The sequence below is a fragment of the Streptomyces alfalfae genome, assembly GCF_004127445.1.
GTDB classification, from domain to species: domain Bacteria; phylum Actinomycetota; class Actinomycetes; order Streptomycetales; family Streptomycetaceae; genus Streptomyces; species Streptomyces alfalfae.
In genome coordinates this window covers 225,490-246,598 of sequence record NZ_QEXM01000012.1, presented here as the reverse complement: position 1 = coordinate 246,598, position 21,109 = coordinate 225,490, and the positions used below count along the sequence as shown (strand labels likewise).

Sequence of the window (21,109 nt, the reverse complement as noted above, 5' to 3'; positions counted from 1 at the left end):
AAGGATGCAGGCGTTGAGCGGCATCGAAGGAGCGACGTACGAGGTACTGCCGAGCCACCACAGCGATCCGTTCCGCGATCAAGTGGTCCGTGCCTATGAAGACTCCGCGGGTGACTGGCAGAAGGTCCTCGGTGAACAACTGCACTTCCAATGGGGTGTCTTCGGTCACCCGGACGCACCCCGTGCCGTGTCCCTGGACGAGGCGGGGCTCAGCTACCTGGAACGACAACTCGCCATCGCCACCCAGGACGGGGCCGGAGACACCACCTTGCGACGCGTCCTCGACGTGGGATGCGGATGGGGGGCGACGCTGAGGCACTTGGCGCACGTGTTCCCCGACTGCCCGCGCGTGGACGGCATGAACGTCAGCGCCGAGCAGCTCGCCCACTGCGCCGACCTCGTGCGCGACGTGCCCCGACCGGATCGCGTCCACCTCTATCTGTGCGACGCCGCCGACATCGCCGAACTGCCCGACCCGGAACAGCCCTACGACCTGGTGGTCGCCCGCGGAGTGATCACGCATCTCCCCCCACGGGTGTACGAGACCGCGGTCGAGGCTCTGGCCCGGCGCATGCGGCCCGGGTCCCTGCTCCTCGTCTCCGAGACGCTGTACAGCGAGGACTTCCTGGCTCATGAGCCTGGCCTGCCCGCGGACACGGACCATCTGGCCTTGGGGCACCGCAAGTCGCTGCGCTACCTCACCGACGTCCTGCGGGAGGGTGGCTTCCGGATCCGGGACGACCGAGTGCTGCCCTCTCCGGAGGACGCGGCCCGGTGGGTTCTGGAGCTGAAGAGCAATATCGACGTCCACTTCCCCGAGACGGCGCACCCGCCCCTGGAGGCGATCCGGCGCATGGCCTCGGACCTCGCGGTCGCCCTGCTCCAGCGGAGGGTGTCGGTTCACAGCATCCTCGCCGAAAGGGCCCCTGTGTAGGGCATTTCGGCACCGCGTTGCTGCACCGGGGGCAGCCAACGGCCCGCCAGGCCCGCCGAGTGCGGCATCGGGCGGCCCGGCGGCACACCGTGGACCCGCCCGGCCCCCGGGGTGAACAGCGCGATCTTCCCGTGGGACGTGGGGGAACGGCGTGCAGAGCCGAGCACCGACTGTCCACCTGAACGACAACGACCCGACTGTCCGACCGACTTCAAGGAGCCAGCGTGGCAACACCAGACGAAACCGCCACCGCCGCCCTGCCCCGGCATGCCCGCAGCTGGAATCAGGCGCCCACGGACCACCCCCGGGCGGCCACTATTCCCCTCCTCTTCACGGAACAGGCCGACGCCCGCCCCGAGGCAGCAGCACTCGAATGGGCGGACGGGGCATGGAGTTACGGCGAACTGGCCGTACAAGTCCGGCGCGGAGCCACGGCACTGCGGGCACATGGAGTCGGCGCCGGGGATGTGGTCGCGGTGGTGATGCGCCGCTCTCCAGCGGCAGTGGCCACCATTCTCGCGATCCTGCACGCGGGCGGCGTCTACCTTCCGCTCGGCCCGGACCAGCCCGCCGACCGGCTGACCCGGATATTGCGGGACGCCGGCGTCCGAGTGGCGGTGCACTGCGCGGACGAGCCCGTGGAGGTACCGGACCCCACGATCGCCGTCTGCGCCGACGACCTGTTCAACGTGCCCGAGGACGCCGATCCTCACTGGTGGCGCGATCGCGCCGCCGATGAGGCGGCATACGTCATCTACACATCCGGATCCACTGGCGCCCCCAAGGGCGTGGTGTGCCCCCACCGCGGCCAGACCAGGCTGGCCCGCGGGACGGGAGAACTGCGTATCCGGCCCGACGACCGTGTCCTCGCCACCACTGACCTGACCTTCGACGTCTCCTGCTTCGAGATCTTCGCCACCCTGCTGAACGGCGCCTGCCTCCTCCTCGCACAGGACTCGACCCTGCTGGATTCCAAGGCGCTGGAGAACATCGTGCGTGATCGCCGCGTCAGCGTGATGTGGCTGAGCGCGGGCCTCTTCCACCAGCACGCCCACCTCGCACCACATCTCTTCGCCGGGTTGCGTGTCCTCATCGCGGGCGGTGACGCGCTCAGCCCCCGTGCGGTACGCGCCGTTCTGACAGAGGGGCGTCCAGGCGTCTTCCTCAACGGCTACGGGCCCACAGAGAACTCCTCCCTGTCCACCGTGGGCCGGGTGGACCACTTGGCCCCGCAGGCCGAGAACGTGCCCATCGGGGTGCCGGTCGCCGGATCGACCGCCTACGTGGTGCGCGAGGACGGCACGGTTGCCGCCCCCGGTGAGACGGGCGAACTATGGGTCGGCGGGGACGGAGTGGCGCTGGGGTATCTCGGCGACCCACAGAAGACGGCGGAACACTTCATCGAGGACCGGTGGAGTCCCGAGGGGATACGCGGACGCCTCTACCGCACCGGCGACATGGCACGGTGGCGCGAGGACGGAGCACTTGAGTTCCTCGGGCGGCGCGACCGCCAGGTCAAGTTGCGCGGTTACCGCGTGGAGCTGGACGAGGTCGAGTCGGTGCTGTCGGCGCACCCGCACGTGCGTCAGACAGCGGTGGACGTCGTCGGCGAGGGGGCGGGGCAGCGGTTGGTGGCCGCTGTCGTGGCGCACAGCGGCCATCGGCCCAAGGACCTCACGGCTCGCCTGCACGAGCATGTGCGCGACCGGCTGCCCAGCTACATGGTGCCGACGCGGATCGCGACCGTGGAGGCCCTCCCCCTCACCTCCAGCGGCAAGGTCGATCGCAGGTCGCTGTCCGCCCTGGCAATGCCCGCCGCTCCGGCGGCCCGCGACGACGCGCCCCGGGACGAGGTGGAGGAAGTCCTCGCGGGTGTGTGGCGCGACATCCTTCACGAGGACACCATCGGACGCGACGCGCGCTTCTCCGCCCTCGGCGGCACGTCGCTGCGGGCCACTCAGGTCACCGCCGCGGTCCGTGAACGGCTGCAGGTACCGGCCGGGTTCGGACGGGCGATGATCCGGAGTCTGGTCGCCGACCCGTCCCTGCGGGACTTCGCCGCGTCGGTGCGGAACCTGCTGGAAGGTCACGAGGAACCGGGCGGCGCGGACACCGACTTCGCGGCCGAGAGCCGACTCGACCCGGACCTGCGTTTCAGCGCACCCGCCGCGTCCGCCCCGCGGGCACCCCGGCAGCCACTGCTGACCGGAGCGACCGGATTCCTGGGGGTCTACCTCGTGGACCGGCTGCTGAGGGAAGGTGTGGAGCGGGTGCACTGTCTGATCCGCGCCGACGACCCACAGCAGGCCCTCGCGCGGCTGGCCGCCAGGATGCGGCGCTACGGCCTCGACCCCGAACCCCTTCTTGACCGTGTCGTCCCCGTACTCGGAGAGCTGGCCGAGCCGCACTTCGGCCTGTCCGAAGAAGACTGGGGCCGGCTGGCCCGTGAGACCGATTCGATCGTGCACTGCGGCGCCCGGGTGAACTTCGCCTACCCCTACCGTGCGCTCGCGCCGATCAACGTCGACGGCACCCGCACCGTACTGGAGCTGGCGGCCGAGCACAGCACCAAACCCCTGCACCACATCTCCACCATCGCGGTCATCGCGGGGTTCGGCACCGCCGGCGTCACCCACGTCGACGAGCAGACCCCGCTCGACCACGCCGACCACCTGTCCCTGGGCTATCCCGAGACCAAGTGGGTCGCGGAGAACCTCGTCGTCGAGGCCGGACGACGCGGCCTGCCGGTGGCCATCCACCGCCCCTACGAGGTGACCGGAACCGTGGACCGGGGCGTATGGAACACCGACACCATGATGTGCGCCCTGTTCCGCACCATCGCCGAAACCGGCCTCGCCCCGGACATGGCCCTGCCGCTGGACTTCGTACCGGTGGACTACACCGCAGACGCGATCACACACATCATCACCCACCAGGAACCCGACGGACGCGTCTACCACCTGACCAATCCCCACGCGGCCCGCCTGCCCCTGCTGGTGGAGCGCCTGACCGCCATGGGCTATCCGGTGCGGACCGTGTCCTATGACACCTGGACGGAGAAGCTCGCCGAGCTCACGGCCCGGCTGCCCGACCACCCCATGGCCCCGTACATCGGCATGTTCATCGAACCGGCTCGTCACAGCGAGGTCTCGGTCAAACAGATGTACACCGACGGCGTCTTCCCCACGTTCGGCCGCCACAACACCCGGTCCGCGATCGCCGACAGCGGACTCGTCTGCCCGCCCGTCGACGCCCGACTGCTCGACACCTACCTGGGCCAGTTCACGCGTACGGGGTTTCTCGCACCGCCACCGGCCCCCTCTCGCGCCGCAGCCACCACAAGGAAGAGCGCATGATGTCCCGCTCCCGCGTCCGCACGTCACAGAAGTCGTCACGTGTCTCGTACGACATGCGCGGCCCCTTGGCGGCACAGGCCGAACGCATGCGAGCCGCCGGGGAGGACGTGCTCGCACTGAACCTCGGAGACCCCGCCGCGTTCGGTCTGCCGCCCGCACCCGAGGTCGTCGAGGTGGTGCGCGACCACCTCGGCCGCTCCTGCGGGTACAGCAGCGCCGCGGGGCTCCCGGAAGCCCGTGACGCGGTGGCCCGGCACTACCGCGACAAGGGGCTGGACACGGTGCGGTCGTGCGACGTCTACCTCGGCAACGGAGTCTCGGAACTCGCCCCCCTGTCCCTGCACGCGCTGCTGAACCCTCGGGACCAGGTCCTCATCCCGGCACCGGACTATCCCATGTGGACCGCGTCCGTCGTCATGGCAGGCGGACGACCGGTGCACTATCTGTGCGACGAAGCCTCCGACTGGTGTCCCGATCCACATGAGGTCGCCCGCAGGGTGACTGACCGGACGCGAGCGATCGTGGTGATCAACCCCAACAACCCCACCGGCGCCGTATGGCCGCGCGAGGTCCTCGAAGGCATCGCCGACGTCGCCCGCAGGCACGGCCTGGTCCTGCTGGCCGATGAGATATACGCGGACTTCCTCTACGACGGCATCCGGCACATACCGCTCGCGACGTGTGCCCCGGACGTACCGTGCCTGACCCTGGGAGGGCTGTCCAAGCGCAGCCGCATCCCCGGCTACCGCATGGGATGGCTGGCACTGACCGGACCCCGAGGGCCCGCGAGCGACTACGTCGCCGCGCTCGACTCCCTCGTGTCGCTGCGGCTGTGCCCGAACGTTCCCGCCCAGCGCGCCGTGGAGACCGCGCTGCGCGTCAACGACACGCCGGCGTTGACCGCCCCGGGAGGCGCACTGCGCGTCCGGCGAGATCACCTCTGGCGCCTGCTCACCGACATTCCGGGGGTAAGGGCCGTCAAACCCCGCGGCGCGTTCTACGTTTTCCCACGCATCATGCCCGGGAAGTACCGTCTGGGCGACGATGAGAGCCTGGCCGCCGATCTGCTGCACGAGGAGGGACTGTTCGTCGTCTCCGGCTCCGGCCTCGGTCCGGTCTCGCCCGGTCACCTGCGCATGGTCACGCTGCCCGCTCCTGACGTCCTCACCGATGCGACCACCAGGCTGGCCCGCTTCCTGGACCGCCGTAGAACCACCCGCCCGCCCACGGCGAACCAGGGCCGGAACCGACCTCCTCGCCGCCCCTGTGTGGGGAGCACGGGATTTCTGCCAGGTGAACGTCGTGGTCGCCGATCCAGCAGCTGATCTCGTCCGTGAAGCTGCCGGTCGTCGACGCCGGAGCCGACTGTCTACGTCCGTGTGCGAGCGCAAGGTGGCTGAATTGAAGCTCACTGTCGCCGAGGCCGCTGGGCTGACTCTCTGCTGGCTTTCCTGACACGCCTTTCCGTGCCTGCCCCGGGGACGGGAATGTGGAGCTGGGCCGTGAGTGGCTCGGCGGCCGCCAACGTGATGGGTTTCGTTGCGCTGCTCGTTACAGCCGTGGGCCTCGTCATCGACATCCTCAAAGGCCGAAAAGGATCGCCATGACGTCGCGCCCCTTGCGGCGGCGTCTTGCCCGTCCGCGGCGGTGTCAGTTTCCCAGTGAGTACGGCTCGCGGTCGAGGGCTGCCTTCAGCCAGTGATCCACTCGGAGACGGTCGAGGGTGGTCTTGTGACCGCGCAGCGGACGAAGCTCCTTCCCGCTGACACCGGAGGTGCTGCAACTGGAGGCTCCATGGGAAACGGGCTTTCGACCGTATGTGTCGCGTTGGAAACTTTTGCGATTCCACAACGTCGATTCGGGACCGTCGTGCAGGATGAGTGCCTCACTCAGGCAACACCCTAGACGTGCGAGGAGCGTTGGTGGTCAAGCACTTGGCCGAGGCCGGTGGAGACGAAAGCAGGGGGGAACCTGCGGCAGGCGGGCGCGGTGGGGTGCGCTTCCTGCACAGTGAGGCTGCGCCGTCCGCGCAGCGCCGTCTGTTGGGCCTTGCTCTGTTGGACCTGCGTCTGAAGGCCGGGCTGAAACAAGAGGAAGTCGCACGCCGGCTAAACGCGTCCGAGTCGAAGATCAGCCGCATCGAGACGGGTACGTTCAAGGCCAAGTCAGCCGACCTGGAGCGACTGTTCACCGCCTACGCAGTCAGCGACCCCGCGGAGCGTGAACGGTTGCGCACCCTCGCTGCGGTCGCCAATGAGCCGGCGTGGTGGCAGTCGTGGACGGGTGTGACGCAGCGCTACCTGCAGGCCATGGTGAGCTACGAGGAGCTGGCGGAGCGGGTGAAGTCGTATGAGCCGCTGGTCTTGCACGGCCAGCTCCAGACAGCCGCCTACGGGCGGGCACTGATCAGCCGAGCCCGCGGCGACGCGCAATCGCACGAGGAGTTGTGGCAGTTCAGGGCCGAGCGACAGCGGCGGTTCGCGGCCGCTGAGACCAAGTCGTTCATCGGCGTAGTGGATGAGGGGGCTTTGCGGCGGCCGGTGGGCTCCTCGGCCATCATGCTGGAGCAGATCGAGCACCTGTTGTGCCTGATGGACAGCGGCCGCTACCAGCTGCGCCTGGCCGAGCAGGCCAACCCGCACGTGCACGCCGAGGTCGGGCCGACCACCATCTTCGACTTCGCCGAGCGAATCATGCCCTCCGTCGTCTACTCGGAACTCTTCGAAGGCGGAGTGATCATCCAGGATGACGACATGGTCGACCGGCGGGTCAGGGAGTTCGACGCGCTGCAGTACGCCTCGTTGGCCCCTGCGGCGACTCGACGCAAACTGCAGCAGCTGCGCAGCCTGTACCGGTGAGCCCCCGGGCCGTCCGGGGCGGGGGCTCACCGGTCAGGGTTTGCGTGCCACTCCGGCATAGAGCGAGACGAGCCGGTCGGTGAGGACTGCGGGGCCACTGCCGGCCTCGGGCCGCCACTGGTGGGCCAGGACCACTCCGGGGTCGATGAGTTCGAGGCCGTCGAAGAAGGGCAGGACCTCATCCCGAGAGCGGACCTGAGCCGGAGTCCCACGTGCGTTGTACGTGTCGCTGATCTTCTGCCATGCCTCGGGGTCGAAGTCACCGGTGCAGTGGGTGAGGCTGAGGTAGGAGCCGGAGGGTAGCTGAGCCATGAATTCGGCCACGATCCGGCCGGGCTCGAGGTGGTCGGGGACGAAGTGCAGCAGCGCGTGCAGGCTCAGAGCCACCGGCTCGTCCAGGTTCAAGACGTTTTGCTCCCGGACGGCGGCGAGGAGACGTCCGGGGGCAGTGGCGTCGCCATGGACGTAGGCGGTGCGGCCCTGGGGGCTTCCGCCCAGGAGCGCGTCGGCGTACACCAGCACGATGGGGTCGTTGTCGACATAGACGACCCGGGCTTCAGACGCCACCTCCTGGACGATGTCATGGAGGTTGGGCGCCGTGGGGATGCCAGTGCCGACGTCGATGAACTGTCGCACACCCGCTGTGGCGAGGTGGCGCATGGCGCGGTGCATGTAGGCCCTGTTGACCCGGGCGACGGTTCCTATGGCCGGAAACGCCTTGATGACCTGCTCGGCGGCGTCCCGGTCGACCGCGTAGTTCGTCTTGCCGCCCAGGTAATAGTCGTACATACGGGCGCTGTGCGCCTGGTCCTGCCGTAAGTCGATGTTGTCGTCACTGTCACCACGCTCGGGCATGGACACTCCCCCCATCGCCGCTTCCCCTGGCTGCGTGCCGAAGTTCGCCCACGTCACAGGCGGAATGCACTTGCAGTGTCTCTATCCATACTGACTCGTCACTTCCGCTGTCCAGCCGCGGAACGCTTTCTCGATAAACCGCTTCTGGCCGCATTCTGACGGCTCCGTGGAGCGCTTCCGCCAGTGTCATGGCCGTTTCTGCAGGGTCGGTGTCCGGCATGGTTCGTGCGTGCGGACACGGCTTCCCTGTTCAGCGGCCTTCTGGGCTTGGAGACCGCCACGCGACAACGCACTCGTGAACGACTCGGCTGCTCCGGCGCGGACCCGGAGCACAGGTCCGTCAGTGACCTTGGAATCCCGGAAGAGCACCTGGTCTCCGTCCGGGCGGGCGATCTCTACACAGGATCCTTCGGGAAGGCTGTAGGAGCTCTTGCGCCAGGCGTGGCCGACGCCTTCCGCCGCAGCGGACTGTGCTGTCTCTGCCGGGTCCTTCACCGGATGACCTCCTTGGGTGTCCAACCGCCATCGCCGGACTGCAATTGCATTTTGGTCGGCTCTTGTCAGGATCGCCCATACGAGGGACATCTATGCCGAGGGCGGCCACAACGTCTCGTTCTCAACTGATGGGCGCCACATGCAAGTGCGCTTGGCAAGCAGAGCAATTCATCCGACAGTCCGACCGCGTCCGGTGGCCCTCACGTACGTGCGTCGCCCATTCGCACATGTCGCCGCTCCCCGGTCGATCACCGGAGTGGCTTGAGGCTCTCAGCAGCAGTATTGGCAGCGCACCAGTCAGTGCGCTGTCTCGCGGGCTAATCGAACGCCACCCTCCGCACGCACGTTCATCACCACGATGCCGAGGCCGTGAACGGGCCATCAGGCTCACGGTGGGCCGCCCCAACCACCGTTGCTGAGGGCAGAGTTCGCCTTAACTTTGACCTTCGTCCGGATACCGAGACCTCGGTCAGCACGAGGGCCCCAGCTCACCGATCGCCGTCACCGGCTGGGGCCCAAGGCGCGAGCCCCACTGCACAGGAGAACGCAAATGGCCCCCTCCCCTTGGCGGCGCCACCGCATACCACGCCACGCCCGCCTTCGCGCACCTCGCCTGCCACGTCCATGCCCCTGGTGCGTCAACGACGCACTGAGCAACACCGTTGCCACCGCAGGGCAGCTCCTGGTCGCCCAACAGCCCGCTCACTGGCAACCGGTACTGCTCACAGCTTGCCTGCTGCTTCTGAACAGCGCCGCTCGCCCGTGCCCCCATCTCGACACCGTGACGGCCACCCAGCCGGCGCTCCACGGACGGAGCGCCGACCGATGACACAAGGAGGCCGCATGCTGCCCCCGTACCGACGCCTCACAGACGACGCGACGCACTTCGCCCGCCTGTTGCAGTACGTCCGCTATCACGCAGGAGTCACCAGCAATCACCTCGCCCACAGCACTGGAGCCGACATCACTCACGTCTACGACGTCCTCAACGGACGCTGCTTCCCCAGCCGCGGCTTCACCCACCGCTACGCCCGAGCCTGCGGCGCCGATCCGCACATCCTTCTCATAGCCTGGCAGCACGAACACGACCGTCGGAGTCGACGGCAGCCCCGCCGGTAGCCCCGCCCGCGCCCGCGCCTGCGCTCAAGGGGCTCGATGGCCTGCGGAATCCGATTCCAGGCGAACGGTCCTGAACTGCTCGGCGTTTGGGTTGGACGAGGGTGGTTCGCCGGTCATGGCGGAGTACTTAGTACTGAAACGGTGCTTGTTTTGCGTGTGGGGTTTCCAGGGGCTGTGTCCGCGTCGTTTGTAGTGACTGGTGCGGGCTTGGTGTTGGCGTCTTCGGCGCCATGTCGACCAGTGCAGGATGTGGTCGGTGGGGGTGGGGCGGCGGCCGGTGAGTCGGGTGATCAGTCGTCGTATCTCGGCGAGGCTCAGCTGGATGAGCTGGGAGGATCCGTTTCTGCTTTCTCCGTGTCCAGCCGGCGGGCCCGCAAGACGGTGAGGCAGGCGTGGGCGGCCATGGCGAGGGTCATGTGGCGGGCTCGCGGACGAGCAGCGGGAGACCGCGGACGGGGCGGAGCACCGACAACTGCTGAAGGTCTTCGTCACGGCCGCCAGGACCGGAGACGTCGCCTCCTTGGAATCGCTCCTGGCCCCGGAGCCGTCGGGTCCACTTGGCGGCCGGACGTTGGCGTGATGCGCTTTGTGGACAACGGAGGGTAATCATCGAGACAGGTTGCCTGGAAGCGCGACGGTGCCCCCGGGCGACCGCCTTCAGACCCCGGAAGAATTTGAGTGACCGGCAGCGAGGGGCCCTCCAGATGCCGCCGGCTCTCCCACCAGTCCGCCGCGTACTGCCGAAGCGGCATCGCCCCGTGCTTCGCCACCCGCACCGCCCGACTCACCCGACCGGGAGCAGCCCGCTTCGCGTCGTAGACCTCCGTCAGACGAGCAACCGCCGTGGTGTCGGTCTCGCGCCTGGACCGACCCCCCTGCTTTCCAGCGGCGTCGCGATATGGCTCTGCGCGGATGCGTGGTGAAGCCAGAGACAACGGGCCAGCAGGCAGCCCGTCACCGGGCGAGTGTTGGCGCCAATGCCAGTCCGGGTGGGTTGGACCGGGGCGCATGAGGGCTCGGGGAAGCACCGCGCCCGGGGTCACACGGTCTTTGTCGCGCCTCCGTCGATGATGTGGTCCGCCCCGGTGATGCTGCCGGCGAGGGGAGAGGCGAGGTAGGCGACGAGGGCGGCGACCTCGGCGGGGCGGACGAGCCTGCCGGTGACCATGCCCATGGCGGTCGGGAGATTGGCCAGGAGCTCTTTCTGTTCCAGGCCCATCGACTCGGCCAGCTCGGCTCCGTAGCCGTCGGGGCTTTCCCACATGTCCGTACGGACGGGGCCCGGCGAGACGGTGTTGACACGCACGCCCCGGGGGCCGAACTCCTCGGCCAGCGCCTTGCCGAACGCGGTCAGGGCGGCCTTGGCGGTGGTGTAGGTGATAGGGCCCGCATGCGGGGTCCTGGCTCCGTTGGAGGAGATGTTGACGATGGCGCCGCCGCTGCCGGTGAGGTGAGGCAGCGCTGCACGGGTAGTGCGGACCGAGGCGAGGAAGTTCAGGTCGAACGCGTCATGCCACTGCTCGTCGGTGAAGGTGAGGAAACCGCCCGTCTGGCCCTTCCCGGCGTCGCCGCCGCCGACGTTGTTGACCAGGAGATCCAGCCCGCCGAGCTCGGCTTCGGCCCGGGAGACGAGCCGGGCCGGGCCGTCGGCCGTGGAGAGGTCCACGGACACGCCGATCGCACCGGTGGCCTTGAGCTCCGGTGTGATCGTCCGCGCCGCGGCCACCACCCGCATGCCCTCGTTCACCAGCGCGGAGACGATGGCCAACCCGATCCCCCGGCTCGCGCCGGTCACGAGAGCGGCCTTGTCGGTCAGTTGCAGGTCCATGGAGCACTCCTGTCCAGAGGTGAGTCTTCGTCGATGCATCCAACCTAGAACGTGCAACATCGATGTTGCAAGTAGTGGGGGAGTGGCAACTATGTCGTACTCTTGTCGGGGAGTCAGGGAGAGGGGGCCTCGTGGATCGGAAGAGTCAGCAGCGGCCGCTGCGCGCGGACGCGGAGCGGACCGTGAGGGCAATCCTGGAAGCTGCCGAGCGTGTCCTCAGCGCCAATCCGGCGGCCACGATGGAGCAGATCGCGGAGGCGGCGGGCGTCGCCCGGACGACCGTGCACCGCCGGTTCACCAGCCGCGAGGCCCTGGTGGACGCGCTGACAGCGTGGGCCACGCGGCAATTCCACGAAGCCGTGACGAGCGCCCACCCCGACAGCGCTCCACCACTGGTCGCCCTCTATCAAGCGACGGCCAACGTCCTCCGGGTCAAGATCGGGTGGGGGTTCGCCATGAGCAGGACCGCACCGCAGGATCCCGAGGTGGCACGAGCCCATGCCGATGTGCTCGATCAGTGCCACCGCCTGTTCCAGCGCGCGCTGGACGCCGGCGTGCTACGCCCTGGCACTGACCTGGCGTGGGCCCGCCGCGTCTATTACGCCCTCATTCACGAGGCCGCCCAGAATCGCTCGGACGACGCCGACGATGTCGATGAACTGGCGACCCTCGTGGTCGACACATTGCTGCGCGGCATGGGTCAGCCGGGAAGCGTCCTCGGCCCTCGATGAATTCTCGGAACGTCGCATCCCGATGAGCCGAGTGGGGTTTTGGGTCTCGCCCGGGCAGGCTGCGCCAGTGAGCAGTTGTGCAGGGATGGCCGCTCCAAGGGTGGCAACGCCGATCCCTGCTTCGTCGAGCATCACTGCCGGGCGTGTGCCCGCAAGTCCGGGACCAAGGCGAGCATGCGGACACACGCCGGGCGAGGGTGGGCGAGCCCGGGTCTGTGCCGGTCAGCCGGGAGCGATACGGCTGAGGTGCTCCCAGGACCGGTACAGATCCGCTTGGGCCCGGTCCATTTCCAGGACGTGGTCGAAGGACTGGCTGCCGACGATCAGCCGTCGGGGCGGGTCCGGCAGTGAGGCCAGCTCCATGATGACCGGGGCAGCGGTCTCCGGCTCCGGGGCGACGGCATCGCCCCACATCGCCTCCATCTGCTCACGCAGAGGCTGATACGGCTCCATGGGCCGGGTGTTGGTGGTGCCGGCGGTGAACAGGCCGGTGTTGTAGCCGCCCATCTGCACGATGGTGACCTTGATGCCGAACCCTTCGACCTCCATCGCCAGCGCCTCGCTGACCGAGTCCAGTGCGGCCTTGCTCGCCCCGTAGTAGCCGACGGTGGCCATACCACCGCCGCTGCCCATCGAGGTGACCTGGAGGAGCCGCCCGCCACCCCGGGCCCGCAGGTGGGGAAGGACCGCCTGGGCCACCCACACGGCGCCGTAGAAGTTCACATCCATGTGCGCCCGGATCTGCTCTTCCGTGGCTTCCTCCACCATGCCGTAGAGCATCGCGCCGGCGTTGTTGACGACGATGTCCAGCCCGCCGAACGCGCCCGCCGCCCGCTCCACCGCGTCGAACACCCCGCGGCGGTCAGTGACGTCCAAAGGCAGCGGCATCAACTGCCCGGGATGGTCACCGGCCAGGTCCGTGAGGGGTTCGACATTGCGGGCGGCAGCGACCACGCGGTCACCCCCGGCCAGAGCGGCTTCGGTGAAAGCCTTGCCCAGGCCCCGGGATGCCCCCGTGATCAGCCAGACCCGTGCGTCCGTCACGTTGCCTCACTCTCACTCTTGCTCTCACTTGAACGGAACGATCCGTCTCGGTTCCGTGAGCGTAGGTCATCATCGCGAGAGCGGCAATACGGTTCGTCTCGCTTCGCGTGCTGATCGGGTGCGGCGCACGGGCAGTGTGGCGGGGTGGGCAGGGCCGGCGCCTGGCGCGGGGCGGCGAGGTGTTCGGGTAAGACTGCCTGTCCATGCGCGCGCCGCCCCCCCCGCTGGCCCTTCATGCGCTTGCCGGTGGAGGTGCTCTTCGAGGTGCCTGGAGCGCTCGGTGTCAGGCGGCCGGTGTCCAGTCGTTGGGGTGGCTGGTGTGCCGGCTGCGCTCGCACCGCTGGAGGCGTTTCTGGTGGGCGCGGGCCAGGGTCCACGCGGTGGCGGTCAGGGGGAGCGCGGCCCACAGCAAGTACAGGGCCGGGCGCCAGGTCTCCGCGGGATGTGCGGTCAAGGCTGCGGTGAGGGTCATGGCGAGGGCGAGGTGGTGGCACAGCAGGCGGCCGGCGTGGCGGGCGAGGGCGTCGGCTCTGGGGGTGGTCACCGTAGGGACTCCTGGCAGTGGGCGCCGGCCGCTCGTGGGCCGGGCTGGAATGGCTCGGGCAGGAGTGGGGGGAGGGTGGTGCGTGGGGGTGGGAACACAGGTGCCCCTGATGGGCAGGGGGATGCCTGCCGGTATGCGCCATTCCGAAGACAGGGGCAACTCCGCACAAAACAACGCCCCAACATGGACGCAAGACCTACAAGTGCGACTTTTTCGATGGTGTGGACCTGGCGTGAAAGACCTGTGAAGAGCTGCGGTCAACTTCCACATGCCCCGCACCGTTCGATTTCGTTCGCAGTGCGAACGGGTGTGAGCGTGCGCAACGAGAACGGCTGCTCATGAGGCCAGGCGCTTCCGAACGTTCCATCCCTGCCACCGCCTTCATGGGTCAGTCCAGGCGTGGCCTTCGAAGTGGTTGTGCCGGCCCCGGAAGAACCAGTTGGCAAGGTCCCGATTCGCTCGACGCGCCGGAACCTTTCAGCGCCTCGCTGAACGAGCTTCTGGTCGGACCGCGATTGCTCGCATGGGAAGCCCCCCTCCTCGGCGTCGAACTTCCGCCCCGGAGCCTGGGTGATCTCATCCATGGTCGGGGGCATGAAAGTCCCGCAGAGACGTCCCATATCGCCCACGGCCAACCAGTCGTAACCCCCGTGCTGACTGCCAAGTGGTGCACGCTTGCCGCTACTTGCCGGAGTACTCAGAGAAGTGCGCCAGCACTCCGCCTCGTCAGCCCTGCTCCCTACCTCCCGGCAGGGCCCGGTCGAGCAGGACCTCCGCCGCCGCCCATGCGTGGCGACCGTAGTCCGCCTCGTTCAGCACCATGGCGCGGCTGGCCGCTCCATCCGCGAGGGTGGCCAGTTGCTCGGCGAGTGACAGGGGTTCGCGACAGCCCAGCTCCGTCACCACCGCGGCGATCAGCTGCACCATGCGCAGCTTCTGCTCGCGGGCATAGGAATGCACCGCGCTCTCCGGGTCGGGGAACTCCGCGGCGGCGTCGATGAACGGGCACCCGCGCACCAAAACCGTGTCGGCCGCCGGCTGGTCGAACAGCCGGCGGATCCGCTCACGGGGGGCGACATCCGCACGGGTCAGTGCAGCCTCCAGGGTGGCCCCCGACCGGACGAGCTCCCGCAGGTGAGCGATGACGAGGTCGTTCTTGGTGCGGAAGTGCGCGTAGAGCGTTCGCTTGGACACCGGCGCCGCCTCGGCGACCTGCTCCATGCCGGTCGCGCCGATGCCCTGGGTCGCGAACAGCCGGGCGGCGGCGGCCAGGACGCGCTCCCGGCCGCCGCGCCCGCGCCGCTCGGATGTCGTGGTCGTCGTACTGGCGGACGTGTTCATGGCGTAAGTATACGTCGGCGTTTACTTGCGTCGCCGCATCGCGCTACAGTGCTCGCAAGTAAACGCAACCGTTTACCACGACCCTTCCGCCCTTGAGGAGCCTCGATGACCAGGTTTGTCACCACCGAGCTGAGCAGTTGCGCGGAGAAGCTGATACGCGGTCGCCGCGCGACCCGCGCGTTCCGTCCGGACCCCGTCCCCGAGGACACGATGCGCGACATCTTCTCGCTGGCCGGCGCCGCGCCGTCCAATTCCAACGCCCAACCGTGGCAGGTGGAGGTGGTGAGCGGCGCCGCACGTGAGCGCCTGGCCGATGCTCTGCTGTCAGCTCACGCCGAGCGGCGCACTTCGGTGGACTATCCATACTCCGAAACGATGTACGCGCCGGTTCACCAGGAACGCCGATCGGCATTCGGCGCCGAACTGTACGGTGCGCTGGGTATCGGATCCGGTGATCACACGGCGCGTGCCGCCTATGACGCGGAGAGCCTGCGGTTCTACGGCGCGCCCCACGCCGCCTTCCTCTTCGTCCAGGGCGACGGCGAAGCGCGCCTGGCTGCGGATGTCGGTGCCTACATGCAGACGCTCCTCCTGGCCATGACGGCGTACGGCGTGGACAGTTGCCCCCAGGGGCTGCTGAGTTTCTACGCCGACACCGTCCGTGCCGAACTCGGCGTCACCGGAGGCAGGCTGCTCGTCGGCATCTCCTTCGGGTACGCCGACGCGTCGTCGCCGGTGAACCAGGTCAAGACCGAACGGGCCCCGCTCGAGTCGACCACCGCCTTTCACGACCAGGGCCCGTCATCGGAGAGCGTCGGGCCGTAGACCGCGGCGGGATGACGGGGCGTCGTGATCTCGACGATCACGATCGCGAGTCGCCGCATCCGCTGGCACTGCGCTCCGGGCAGACCGGCCGTCACGGTGACGACACGGACGCGCGGACCGGGTAGGCGCTGACGAGGCGGCGGGAAGCCGGTCGTCCGCGCCCCGCGTGGTCAGGCCATCTCGACGTAGCGGTGGACCCGGTCGAAGCGCCGGTCCGCCAGGTCCCGGCGGCGGATCACCCAGTGGGCCACGCCGGAGTCCAGCTCCGTGACATCGTCGCCGCACCACCAGGTGGCCAGGAGAGCCCAGTCGTCGGCGTCCTCCCCGTGGGCCGTACCACCCGGCGCGGAGGGGGCGGCCTCCTCGGGACCGCGGGCGCAGTGGACGGGGTCGTTCTGGGGCGAGACCGGGTGGCCGCCGATCTGGAGGGCCCAGGAGGGGCGGTAGCCGCCCACGTCCGCCCAGGCGTCGGCGAGTTCGTCGGCGAGTTCGAACTGCTCGTCCTCGGGGAATTCGCCCCATCTGTCGAGGGCGAAACTCTCCGGCATCTGCGCGCTCGGCTGGTGCCAGGCCGTGCGGAGCTCACGCGGCCGGTACGGCACGCGCCAGCTGTGTTCGAGAGGGCTCGGGGTCGTGGGGGTCCCGGCGGGGACGTACAGCACCGCGTCGGACACCTGTCCATCGATGCCTTGCACATCGGTGCTGGAGAAGAGGAGCAGGTGGCCGTCGGAGGGCAGAGGAAGGTCGGTGGCACCCGAGGGGATGGCCGCGAGGTCGACGGAGGCCACGAAGGGATCGGACGGCTGCGGAGTGCCGTGCGGCAGCATGGGGTCGCCGCCGACCCGGGCCACGAGGGGACCGTCACCGCCCTCCGCCACATACACCGCCGGGCGGGCGACGCGTATCCATTCCTCCACCTCCTCCGACGGCAGACCCCGGGATGCCGCCCCGACCCGGAATCGGTTCACTCTGTCCGTGCTCGCATCGGTCACCGGACAGACCTGACGGGCTCACGGGCGGGCAGTGACAAGACGGAACTCGCATAAGAGCAACGCAATTTGGCACTCCTGGCTTGGGGACGTGATGTCGGCAGGGGACGACGATATGCGATCGGTGCGGTATGCCGGTTGGGTGAGTCCGCACGGTGGTGGTCTGCCGCCCGAGCGGCGGGTTGGCCAGGAGGGCCCTATTCGGTCGACGAGGTCACCGTCATCGAGGTCAAGCCCTCCGCCGGCGGCGCCGGCCTCGTCGACCTCACGGTGACGCAGTGGTGCGAGAACGCCCCGCCCGGAGCGGAACGAACGTGGGAGCTGGTCCGCATCGGTCACTTGAAGAGCCCGTGAACAAACTCCGCCTGCGTGCAGCGGCGTCCGGTAGGCCCGCCCTTCGGACGGACGGCGGTTCGTTCCCATGCTCTGGGCCGAACCGCCGGCGGGGCGGTTTCGGAATACGCCAGAAACCTGCCTTCTGCCAGCGGCAGAACACTGACCCGACCAGGCTCGACGGTCACTACAGTCCAGGCTCATGACGACAGTGACATCCCGCACGATCGAATACGCGGCCGACGGCCTGACGATGATCGGGCACCTCGCGCTCCCGGCCGGTGTCGACCGCCGGCCCGCGGTGTTGATCGGGCCCGAGGGGGTGGGGCTCAGCGACGTCGAGCGCCGCCGGGCCGATGCGCTCGCCGAGCTGGGGTACGTGGCCCTGGCCTTCGACCTCCACGGCGGGCGCTATGTGGCCGACCCCGAAGAGATGCTGGCCCGTTGCACGCCGCTGCTCGCCGACCCCGACCGGATGCGGGGCATCGGCCACGCGGCGCTCGACGTGCTCCGCGCCGAGTCGCGGACCGACCCGGACCAGATCGCCGCCATCGGCTACGGCACGGGGGGCGCGATCGCGCTGGAACTCGGGCGCGACGGTGTCGACCTGCGCGCGATCGCGACAGTCAATGGACTGACCACGGGCCGACCAGGTGAGACGGCGCGCATTCACTGCCCGGTGTGGGCCGGGGTCGGGTCGGAAGACATGATCATGCCGCCCGCGCAACGGGACGCATTCACCGCCGAGATGCAGGCCGCGGGCGTCGACTGGCGCCTCGTGGTCTACGGCGGCGCCTTGCACGCCTTCCATCACCCACCGGTCGACCACATCGTGCTTCCCGGGGTCGGCCATCACCCTCGGCACGCGCAGCGAGCTTGGCGCGATGTCGTCGACCTGCTCGCCGAGTGCCTGCCCATGACGGAGTGATCTGGGCGGACCGGGGGGTGTTCACAGGCCCTGACCTTGTCGTTAGACCCCATCTGGGGTGACGTGGTCACCCCGGCCGAAAGCGGCGACGCGAGCGCGTCGAACCACTCCTCCGTCCCGTTCACCCCATGATGCCGATGTGGCCGCCACCGGTATCGGCACTCGACCTGCCGCCGCCTGTCATCAGCGTCTCCCGTCTCCCGTCTCCCTCTGAGTCTCCCGCCGAGAAGCACGCTGTTCCGCGCCAGAGCAGGCAACGGACTCCACCAACGGTGTCCGTGCCGCTCCCGCGACGCGGGTCTGCTCACGTCGTACGGCGTCGCAGAGGGACGGGGATGCGGTCGACGAGGTCGGCGGCTGGTTCGATGAACTGCTGGCCTGGGCGGCCTGGGCAATCGGCTCGATGCCCTGTCTCAGGCCGTCGGGTCCCAGAGCCCGTCGGCCTCGCCGCGGGCGAGGTGGTCGGCGTAGACACCGACCTTCCAGGCGATGACGGAGCGGCACTCCTCCAGGGCCTGGATCCGCGCGTCGACGCGCTGCCTGTGGGCGTCGAGGAGCCGCAGACGTTCGGCTTCGTTTCCCGGACCGTGCCGCACCAGCTCGGCGAACCGCTTGAGGTCGGCGAGCGGCATGCCGGATTCCCGCAGCTTGACGCAGATGAGCAGCCAGTCGACATCGGAGGCGGTGTACCGCCGCCGGCCGCCGGAGGTGCGCTGGACCGGACCGACCAGCAGGCCCTCGCGCTCATAGAAGCGCAGGGCGTGCACGCTGAGTCCGGTCCGCTCGGCCACCTCGCCGATGCTCAGCGGCTCCGCAGAGGTCTCCGTAGTCGCCATGCGTGACAGTCTAGGACTTGATCTAGACCTCGCTCTAGATCGTAGCGTCGGCGGCATGACCAGCACTGAGCAGCAGCCACTGAACTCGCCCTTTTCCGCCGACAGCACCGCCGAGGACGTCATGGCCGGCGTCGACCTCTCCGGCAGGAGCGCCGTGGTGACGGGGGGTTACTCCGGACTCGGCCTGGAGACCACCCGCGCTCTGGCAGCCGCCGGGGCCCGGGTCATCGTTCCGGCGCGCAGGCCCCAGATCGCCCGCGCGGCGCTCGCGGATGTGGACGGCTGCGATGTCATACCCATGGACCTGACAGATCTCGGCAGTGTGCGCGCCGCTGCCGCACGGATCAGCGGCACCCTCACCAGGCTCGACCTGTTCATGGCGGTCGCCGGTGTCATGGCGACCCCCGAACGGCATGTCGGCCCCGGCTGGGAGAGCCAGCTCGCCGCGAACCACTTCGGACACTTCACCCTCGCCTGTGAGCTGTACCCGCTCCTGGCCGCCGCCAACGGTGCGCGTGTCGTCGTCAACAGCTCAGCCGGGCACACCCTGACCGGCATCCGCTGGCATGACCCCCACTTTCGTACCGGTTACGACAAGTGGCTTGCCTACGGCCAGGCCAAGACCGCGAACGTCCTGTTCGCCGTGCGGCTCGACGCCATCGGGCGCGGCGACGGCGTCCGGGCCTTCGCTCTCCACCCCGGCAAGATCATCACCGGGCTTCAGCGGGATATGACGCTTCAGGAACAGGTCGACCGTGGATGGGTGGACGAGCACGGCAACGTGATCGGCGCCGACCTGAAGACATCCTCCCAGGGCGCGGCCACCGGTCTGTGGGCAGCCACGGCTCCCCTTCTCGACGATCGCGGCGGTCTCTATCTGGAGGACTGCGACGTCGCGGGTGTCTCCGCCCTCGAAGCGCCCATGGACGAGGGCGGTGTCCGTGAGTACGCCATCGACCCCGATGGGGCCGCGCGGCTCTGGGACCTGTCCGTCACCGCGACCGGCGCCACCCCGATCACCCGGTGAGCCCAGGGGGGGGGCTGGCGCTGACGCCGGTGAGCCCGACTCCCATACTGCCGCGCGCCAGGCGCCCGCTGGGTGTCATGGGGAGGGGGCGAACGCCGTGCGGTAGGCGGTGGGTGTCGTGCCGAGGGCGCGCCGGAAGTGCAGGCGAAGGTTCGAGGGGCTGCCGAGGCCGCAGCGGTCGGCTATTTGGTCGACGGCGAGTTCCGTGCTCTCCAGCAGTTCCCTGGCGCGGTCGAGCCGGGCGTCGAGCAGCCACCGCAGCGGCGTCGTGCCGGTCTCGGAGACGAACCGCCGGGCGAAGGTCCGCGGCGCCATGTGCGCATGCGCGGCGAGCAGAGGCACCGTCAGTGGTTCGTGCAGGCGGGCCAGGGCCCATGTGCGGGTGGGGGCGAGGGTGACGCCGGGTGTCTCGGGGCCCAGTGGCCGTTTGATGTACTGGGCCTGTCCGCCCTCGCGGTGGGGAGCGGACACCAGGGAGCGCGCCACCTGGTTCGCCGTGCGGGCGCCGAGATCGCGCCGTACGAGGTGCAGGCACAGGTCGATGCCGGCGGCGACGCCCGCGGAGGTCAGCACCTGTCCCTCGTCGAGGTAGAGCACGCGCGGGTCCACTGTCACGTCCGGGTAGCGCTCGGCCAGGTCGTCGGCGTGCTTCCAGTGGGTGGTGGCCCTGCGGCCGTCGAGAATCCCGGCTGCCGCCAGGGCGAACGCGCCCGTGCAGATGGACACCAGCCGCCGGCCCCCGGCGTATGCCTCGGACAGCGCGGCGAGGACGTCCCGCGGCAGCTCGCGCAGGTGGGGCGTGTATCCCGGGACCACCACGGTGTCGGCCTCACGCAACGCCTCCAGACCGGCCTCGACCGTCACGGCGAACCCCGCCGCGGTCGGGACCGGCCCCGAGGTGCGTCCGCACAGGGTCAGTTCGTAGGGGTCGCCGGGCACGCCGGTGAAGACCTGGGCCGGAATGCCCAGGTCCAGGGGCAGCACGTCCTCGATGGTCAGGACCGCCACACGGTGCGGGGCGGCCCGGCGCGCGGCGACGTCGAAGGTGGCAGTTTCCTCTCGCATG

At 69.1% G+C, this 21,109-nt stretch carries 18 protein-coding genes; 9 read left to right on the top strand and 9 right to left on the bottom strand.

What is annotated here, in order from left to right:
* Nucleotides 1-13: 13 nt before the first annotated feature.
* The 4 genes from DCW30_RS03750 to DCW30_RS03735 all read left to right on the top strand — a co-directional run bounded on the left by DCW30_RS03750 (nt 14) and on the right by DCW30_RS03735 (nt 7,148).
* Nucleotides 14-934 (top strand): SAM-dependent methyltransferase, encoded by a 921-nt coding sequence (locus DCW30_RS03750; protein WP_162933533.1) that lies wholly within the window; start codon nt 14-16, stop codon nt 932-934.
* Between the two features lie 224 nt (nt 935-1,158).
* Nucleotides 1,159-4,290: an amino acid adenylation domain-containing SDR family oxidoreductase gene (locus tag DCW30_RS03745; protein ID WP_079249849.1), complete on the top strand. Its 3,132-nt coding sequence runs from the start codon at nt 1,159-1,161 to the stop codon at nt 4,288-4,290.
* On the top strand, nt 4,287-5,615 hold the full coding sequence (locus DCW30_RS03740; RefSeq protein ID WP_079249848.1) for an aminotransferase class I/II-fold pyridoxal phosphate-dependent enzyme: 1,329 nt from the start codon (nt 4,287-4,289) through the stop codon (nt 5,613-5,615). Before DCW30_RS03745 ends, DCW30_RS03740 begins: the two co-directional genes overlap by 4 nt.
* Before the next feature lie 597 nt (nt 5,616-6,212).
* On the top strand, nt 6,213-7,148 hold the full coding sequence (locus tag DCW30_RS03735) for a helix-turn-helix domain-containing protein (protein WP_232627035.1): 936 nt from the start codon (nt 6,213-6,215) through the stop codon (nt 7,146-7,148).
* 33 nt (nt 7,149-7,181) lie between these two features.
* Here the strand turns inward: DCW30_RS03735 and DCW30_RS03730 are convergent, their stop codons facing one another.
* Nucleotides 7,182-8,003: an SAM-dependent methyltransferase gene (locus DCW30_RS03730; protein WP_079249847.1), complete on the bottom strand. Its 822-nt coding sequence runs from the start codon at nt 8,001-8,003 to the stop codon at nt 7,182-7,184.
* Between the two features lie 186 nt (nt 8,004-8,189).
* Nucleotides 8,190-8,588, bottom strand: coding sequence for a DUF397 domain-containing protein (locus DCW30_RS03725; RefSeq protein WP_079249846.1), 399 nt, complete (start codon nt 8,586-8,588; stop codon nt 8,190-8,192).
* A 753-nt stretch (nt 8,589-9,341) separates the two neighbouring features.
* Here DCW30_RS03725 and DCW30_RS36510 point away from each other — a divergent pair.
* Nucleotides 9,342-9,617 (top strand): helix-turn-helix domain-containing protein, encoded by a 276-nt coding sequence (locus tag DCW30_RS36510; RefSeq protein ID WP_076682491.1) that lies wholly within the window; start codon nt 9,342-9,344, stop codon nt 9,615-9,617.
* A 1,039-nt stretch (nt 9,618-10,656) separates the two neighbouring features.
* Here DCW30_RS36510 and DCW30_RS03710 read toward each other — a convergent pair.
* A complete protein-coding gene (locus DCW30_RS03710; protein WP_076682489.1) occupies nt 10,657-11,445 on the bottom strand; it encodes an SDR family oxidoreductase in 789 nt (262 codons plus the stop codon).
* 131 nt (nt 11,446-11,576) lie between these two features.
* Here DCW30_RS03710 and DCW30_RS03705 point away from each other — a divergent pair, with 131 nt between their 5' ends.
* On the top strand, nt 11,577-12,176 hold the full coding sequence (locus DCW30_RS03705) for a TetR/AcrR family transcriptional regulator (RefSeq protein WP_076682487.1): 600 nt from the start codon (nt 11,577-11,579) through the stop codon (nt 12,174-12,176).
* A gap of 222 nt (nt 12,177-12,398) precedes the next feature.
* On the opposite strand, the gene DCW30_RS03700 is transcribed toward DCW30_RS03705, so the two are convergent.
* From DCW30_RS03700 to DCW30_RS03690, 3 genes are all read right to left on the bottom strand, one after another.
* On the bottom strand, nt 12,399-13,220 hold the full coding sequence (locus tag DCW30_RS03700) for an SDR family NAD(P)-dependent oxidoreductase (protein ID WP_076682485.1): 822 nt from the start codon (nt 13,218-13,220) through the stop codon (nt 12,399-12,401).
* Between the two features lie 283 nt (nt 13,221-13,503).
* The gene (locus DCW30_RS03695; protein ID WP_076682483.1) at nt 13,504-13,764 is read right to left on the bottom strand and encodes a hypothetical protein; all 261 of its coding nucleotides are present in this window, start codon (nt 13,762-13,764) and stop codon (nt 13,504-13,506) included.
* Nucleotides 13,765-14,490: 726 nt separating this feature from the next.
* Nucleotides 14,491-15,105, bottom strand: a complete 615-nt coding sequence (locus DCW30_RS03690) for a TetR/AcrR family transcriptional regulator (RefSeq protein WP_076682481.1) — start codon at nt 15,103-15,105, stop codon at nt 14,491-14,493.
* 105 nt (nt 15,106-15,210) lie between these two features.
* Here DCW30_RS03690 and DCW30_RS03685 point away from each other — a divergent pair, with 105 nt between their 5' ends.
* Nucleotides 15,211-15,930, top strand: coding sequence for a nitroreductase (locus tag DCW30_RS03685; protein WP_076682479.1), 720 nt, complete (start codon nt 15,211-15,213; stop codon nt 15,928-15,930).
* Between the two features lie 170 nt (nt 15,931-16,100).
* On the opposite strand, the gene DCW30_RS03680 is transcribed toward DCW30_RS03685, so the two are convergent.
* Nucleotides 16,101-16,847 (bottom strand): DUF1963 domain-containing protein, encoded by a 747-nt coding sequence (locus DCW30_RS03680; protein ID WP_237283302.1) that lies wholly within the window; start codon nt 16,845-16,847, stop codon nt 16,101-16,103.
* Nucleotides 16,848-17,454: 607 nt separating this feature from the next.
* Here DCW30_RS03680 and DCW30_RS03670 point away from each other — a divergent pair.
* Nucleotides 17,455-18,180, top strand: a complete 726-nt coding sequence (locus DCW30_RS03670; RefSeq protein ID WP_076682475.1) for a dienelactone hydrolase family protein — start codon at nt 17,455-17,457, stop codon at nt 18,178-18,180.
* A 413-nt stretch (nt 18,181-18,593) separates the two neighbouring features.
* Here DCW30_RS03670 and DCW30_RS03665 read toward each other — a convergent pair whose 3' ends face one another.
* Entirely contained in the window at nt 18,594-19,016 is a 423-nt protein-coding gene (locus DCW30_RS03665) for a MerR family transcriptional regulator (RefSeq protein ID WP_103557347.1), read from the bottom strand.
* A 55-nt stretch (nt 19,017-19,071) separates the two neighbouring features.
* Here DCW30_RS03665 and DCW30_RS03660 point away from each other — a divergent pair, with 55 nt between their 5' ends.
* Nucleotides 19,072-20,043, top strand: coding sequence for an SDR family NAD(P)-dependent oxidoreductase (locus DCW30_RS03660; RefSeq protein WP_076682473.1), 972 nt, complete (start codon nt 19,072-19,074; stop codon nt 20,041-20,043).
* Between the two features lie 75 nt (nt 20,044-20,118).
* Here DCW30_RS03660 and DCW30_RS03655 read toward each other — a convergent pair whose 3' ends face one another.
* Nucleotides 20,119-21,108: a GlxA family transcriptional regulator gene (locus tag DCW30_RS03655; RefSeq protein ID WP_076682471.1), complete on the bottom strand. Its 990-nt coding sequence runs from the start codon at nt 21,106-21,108 to the stop codon at nt 20,119-20,121.
* Nucleotide 21,109 lies beyond the last annotated feature (1 nt).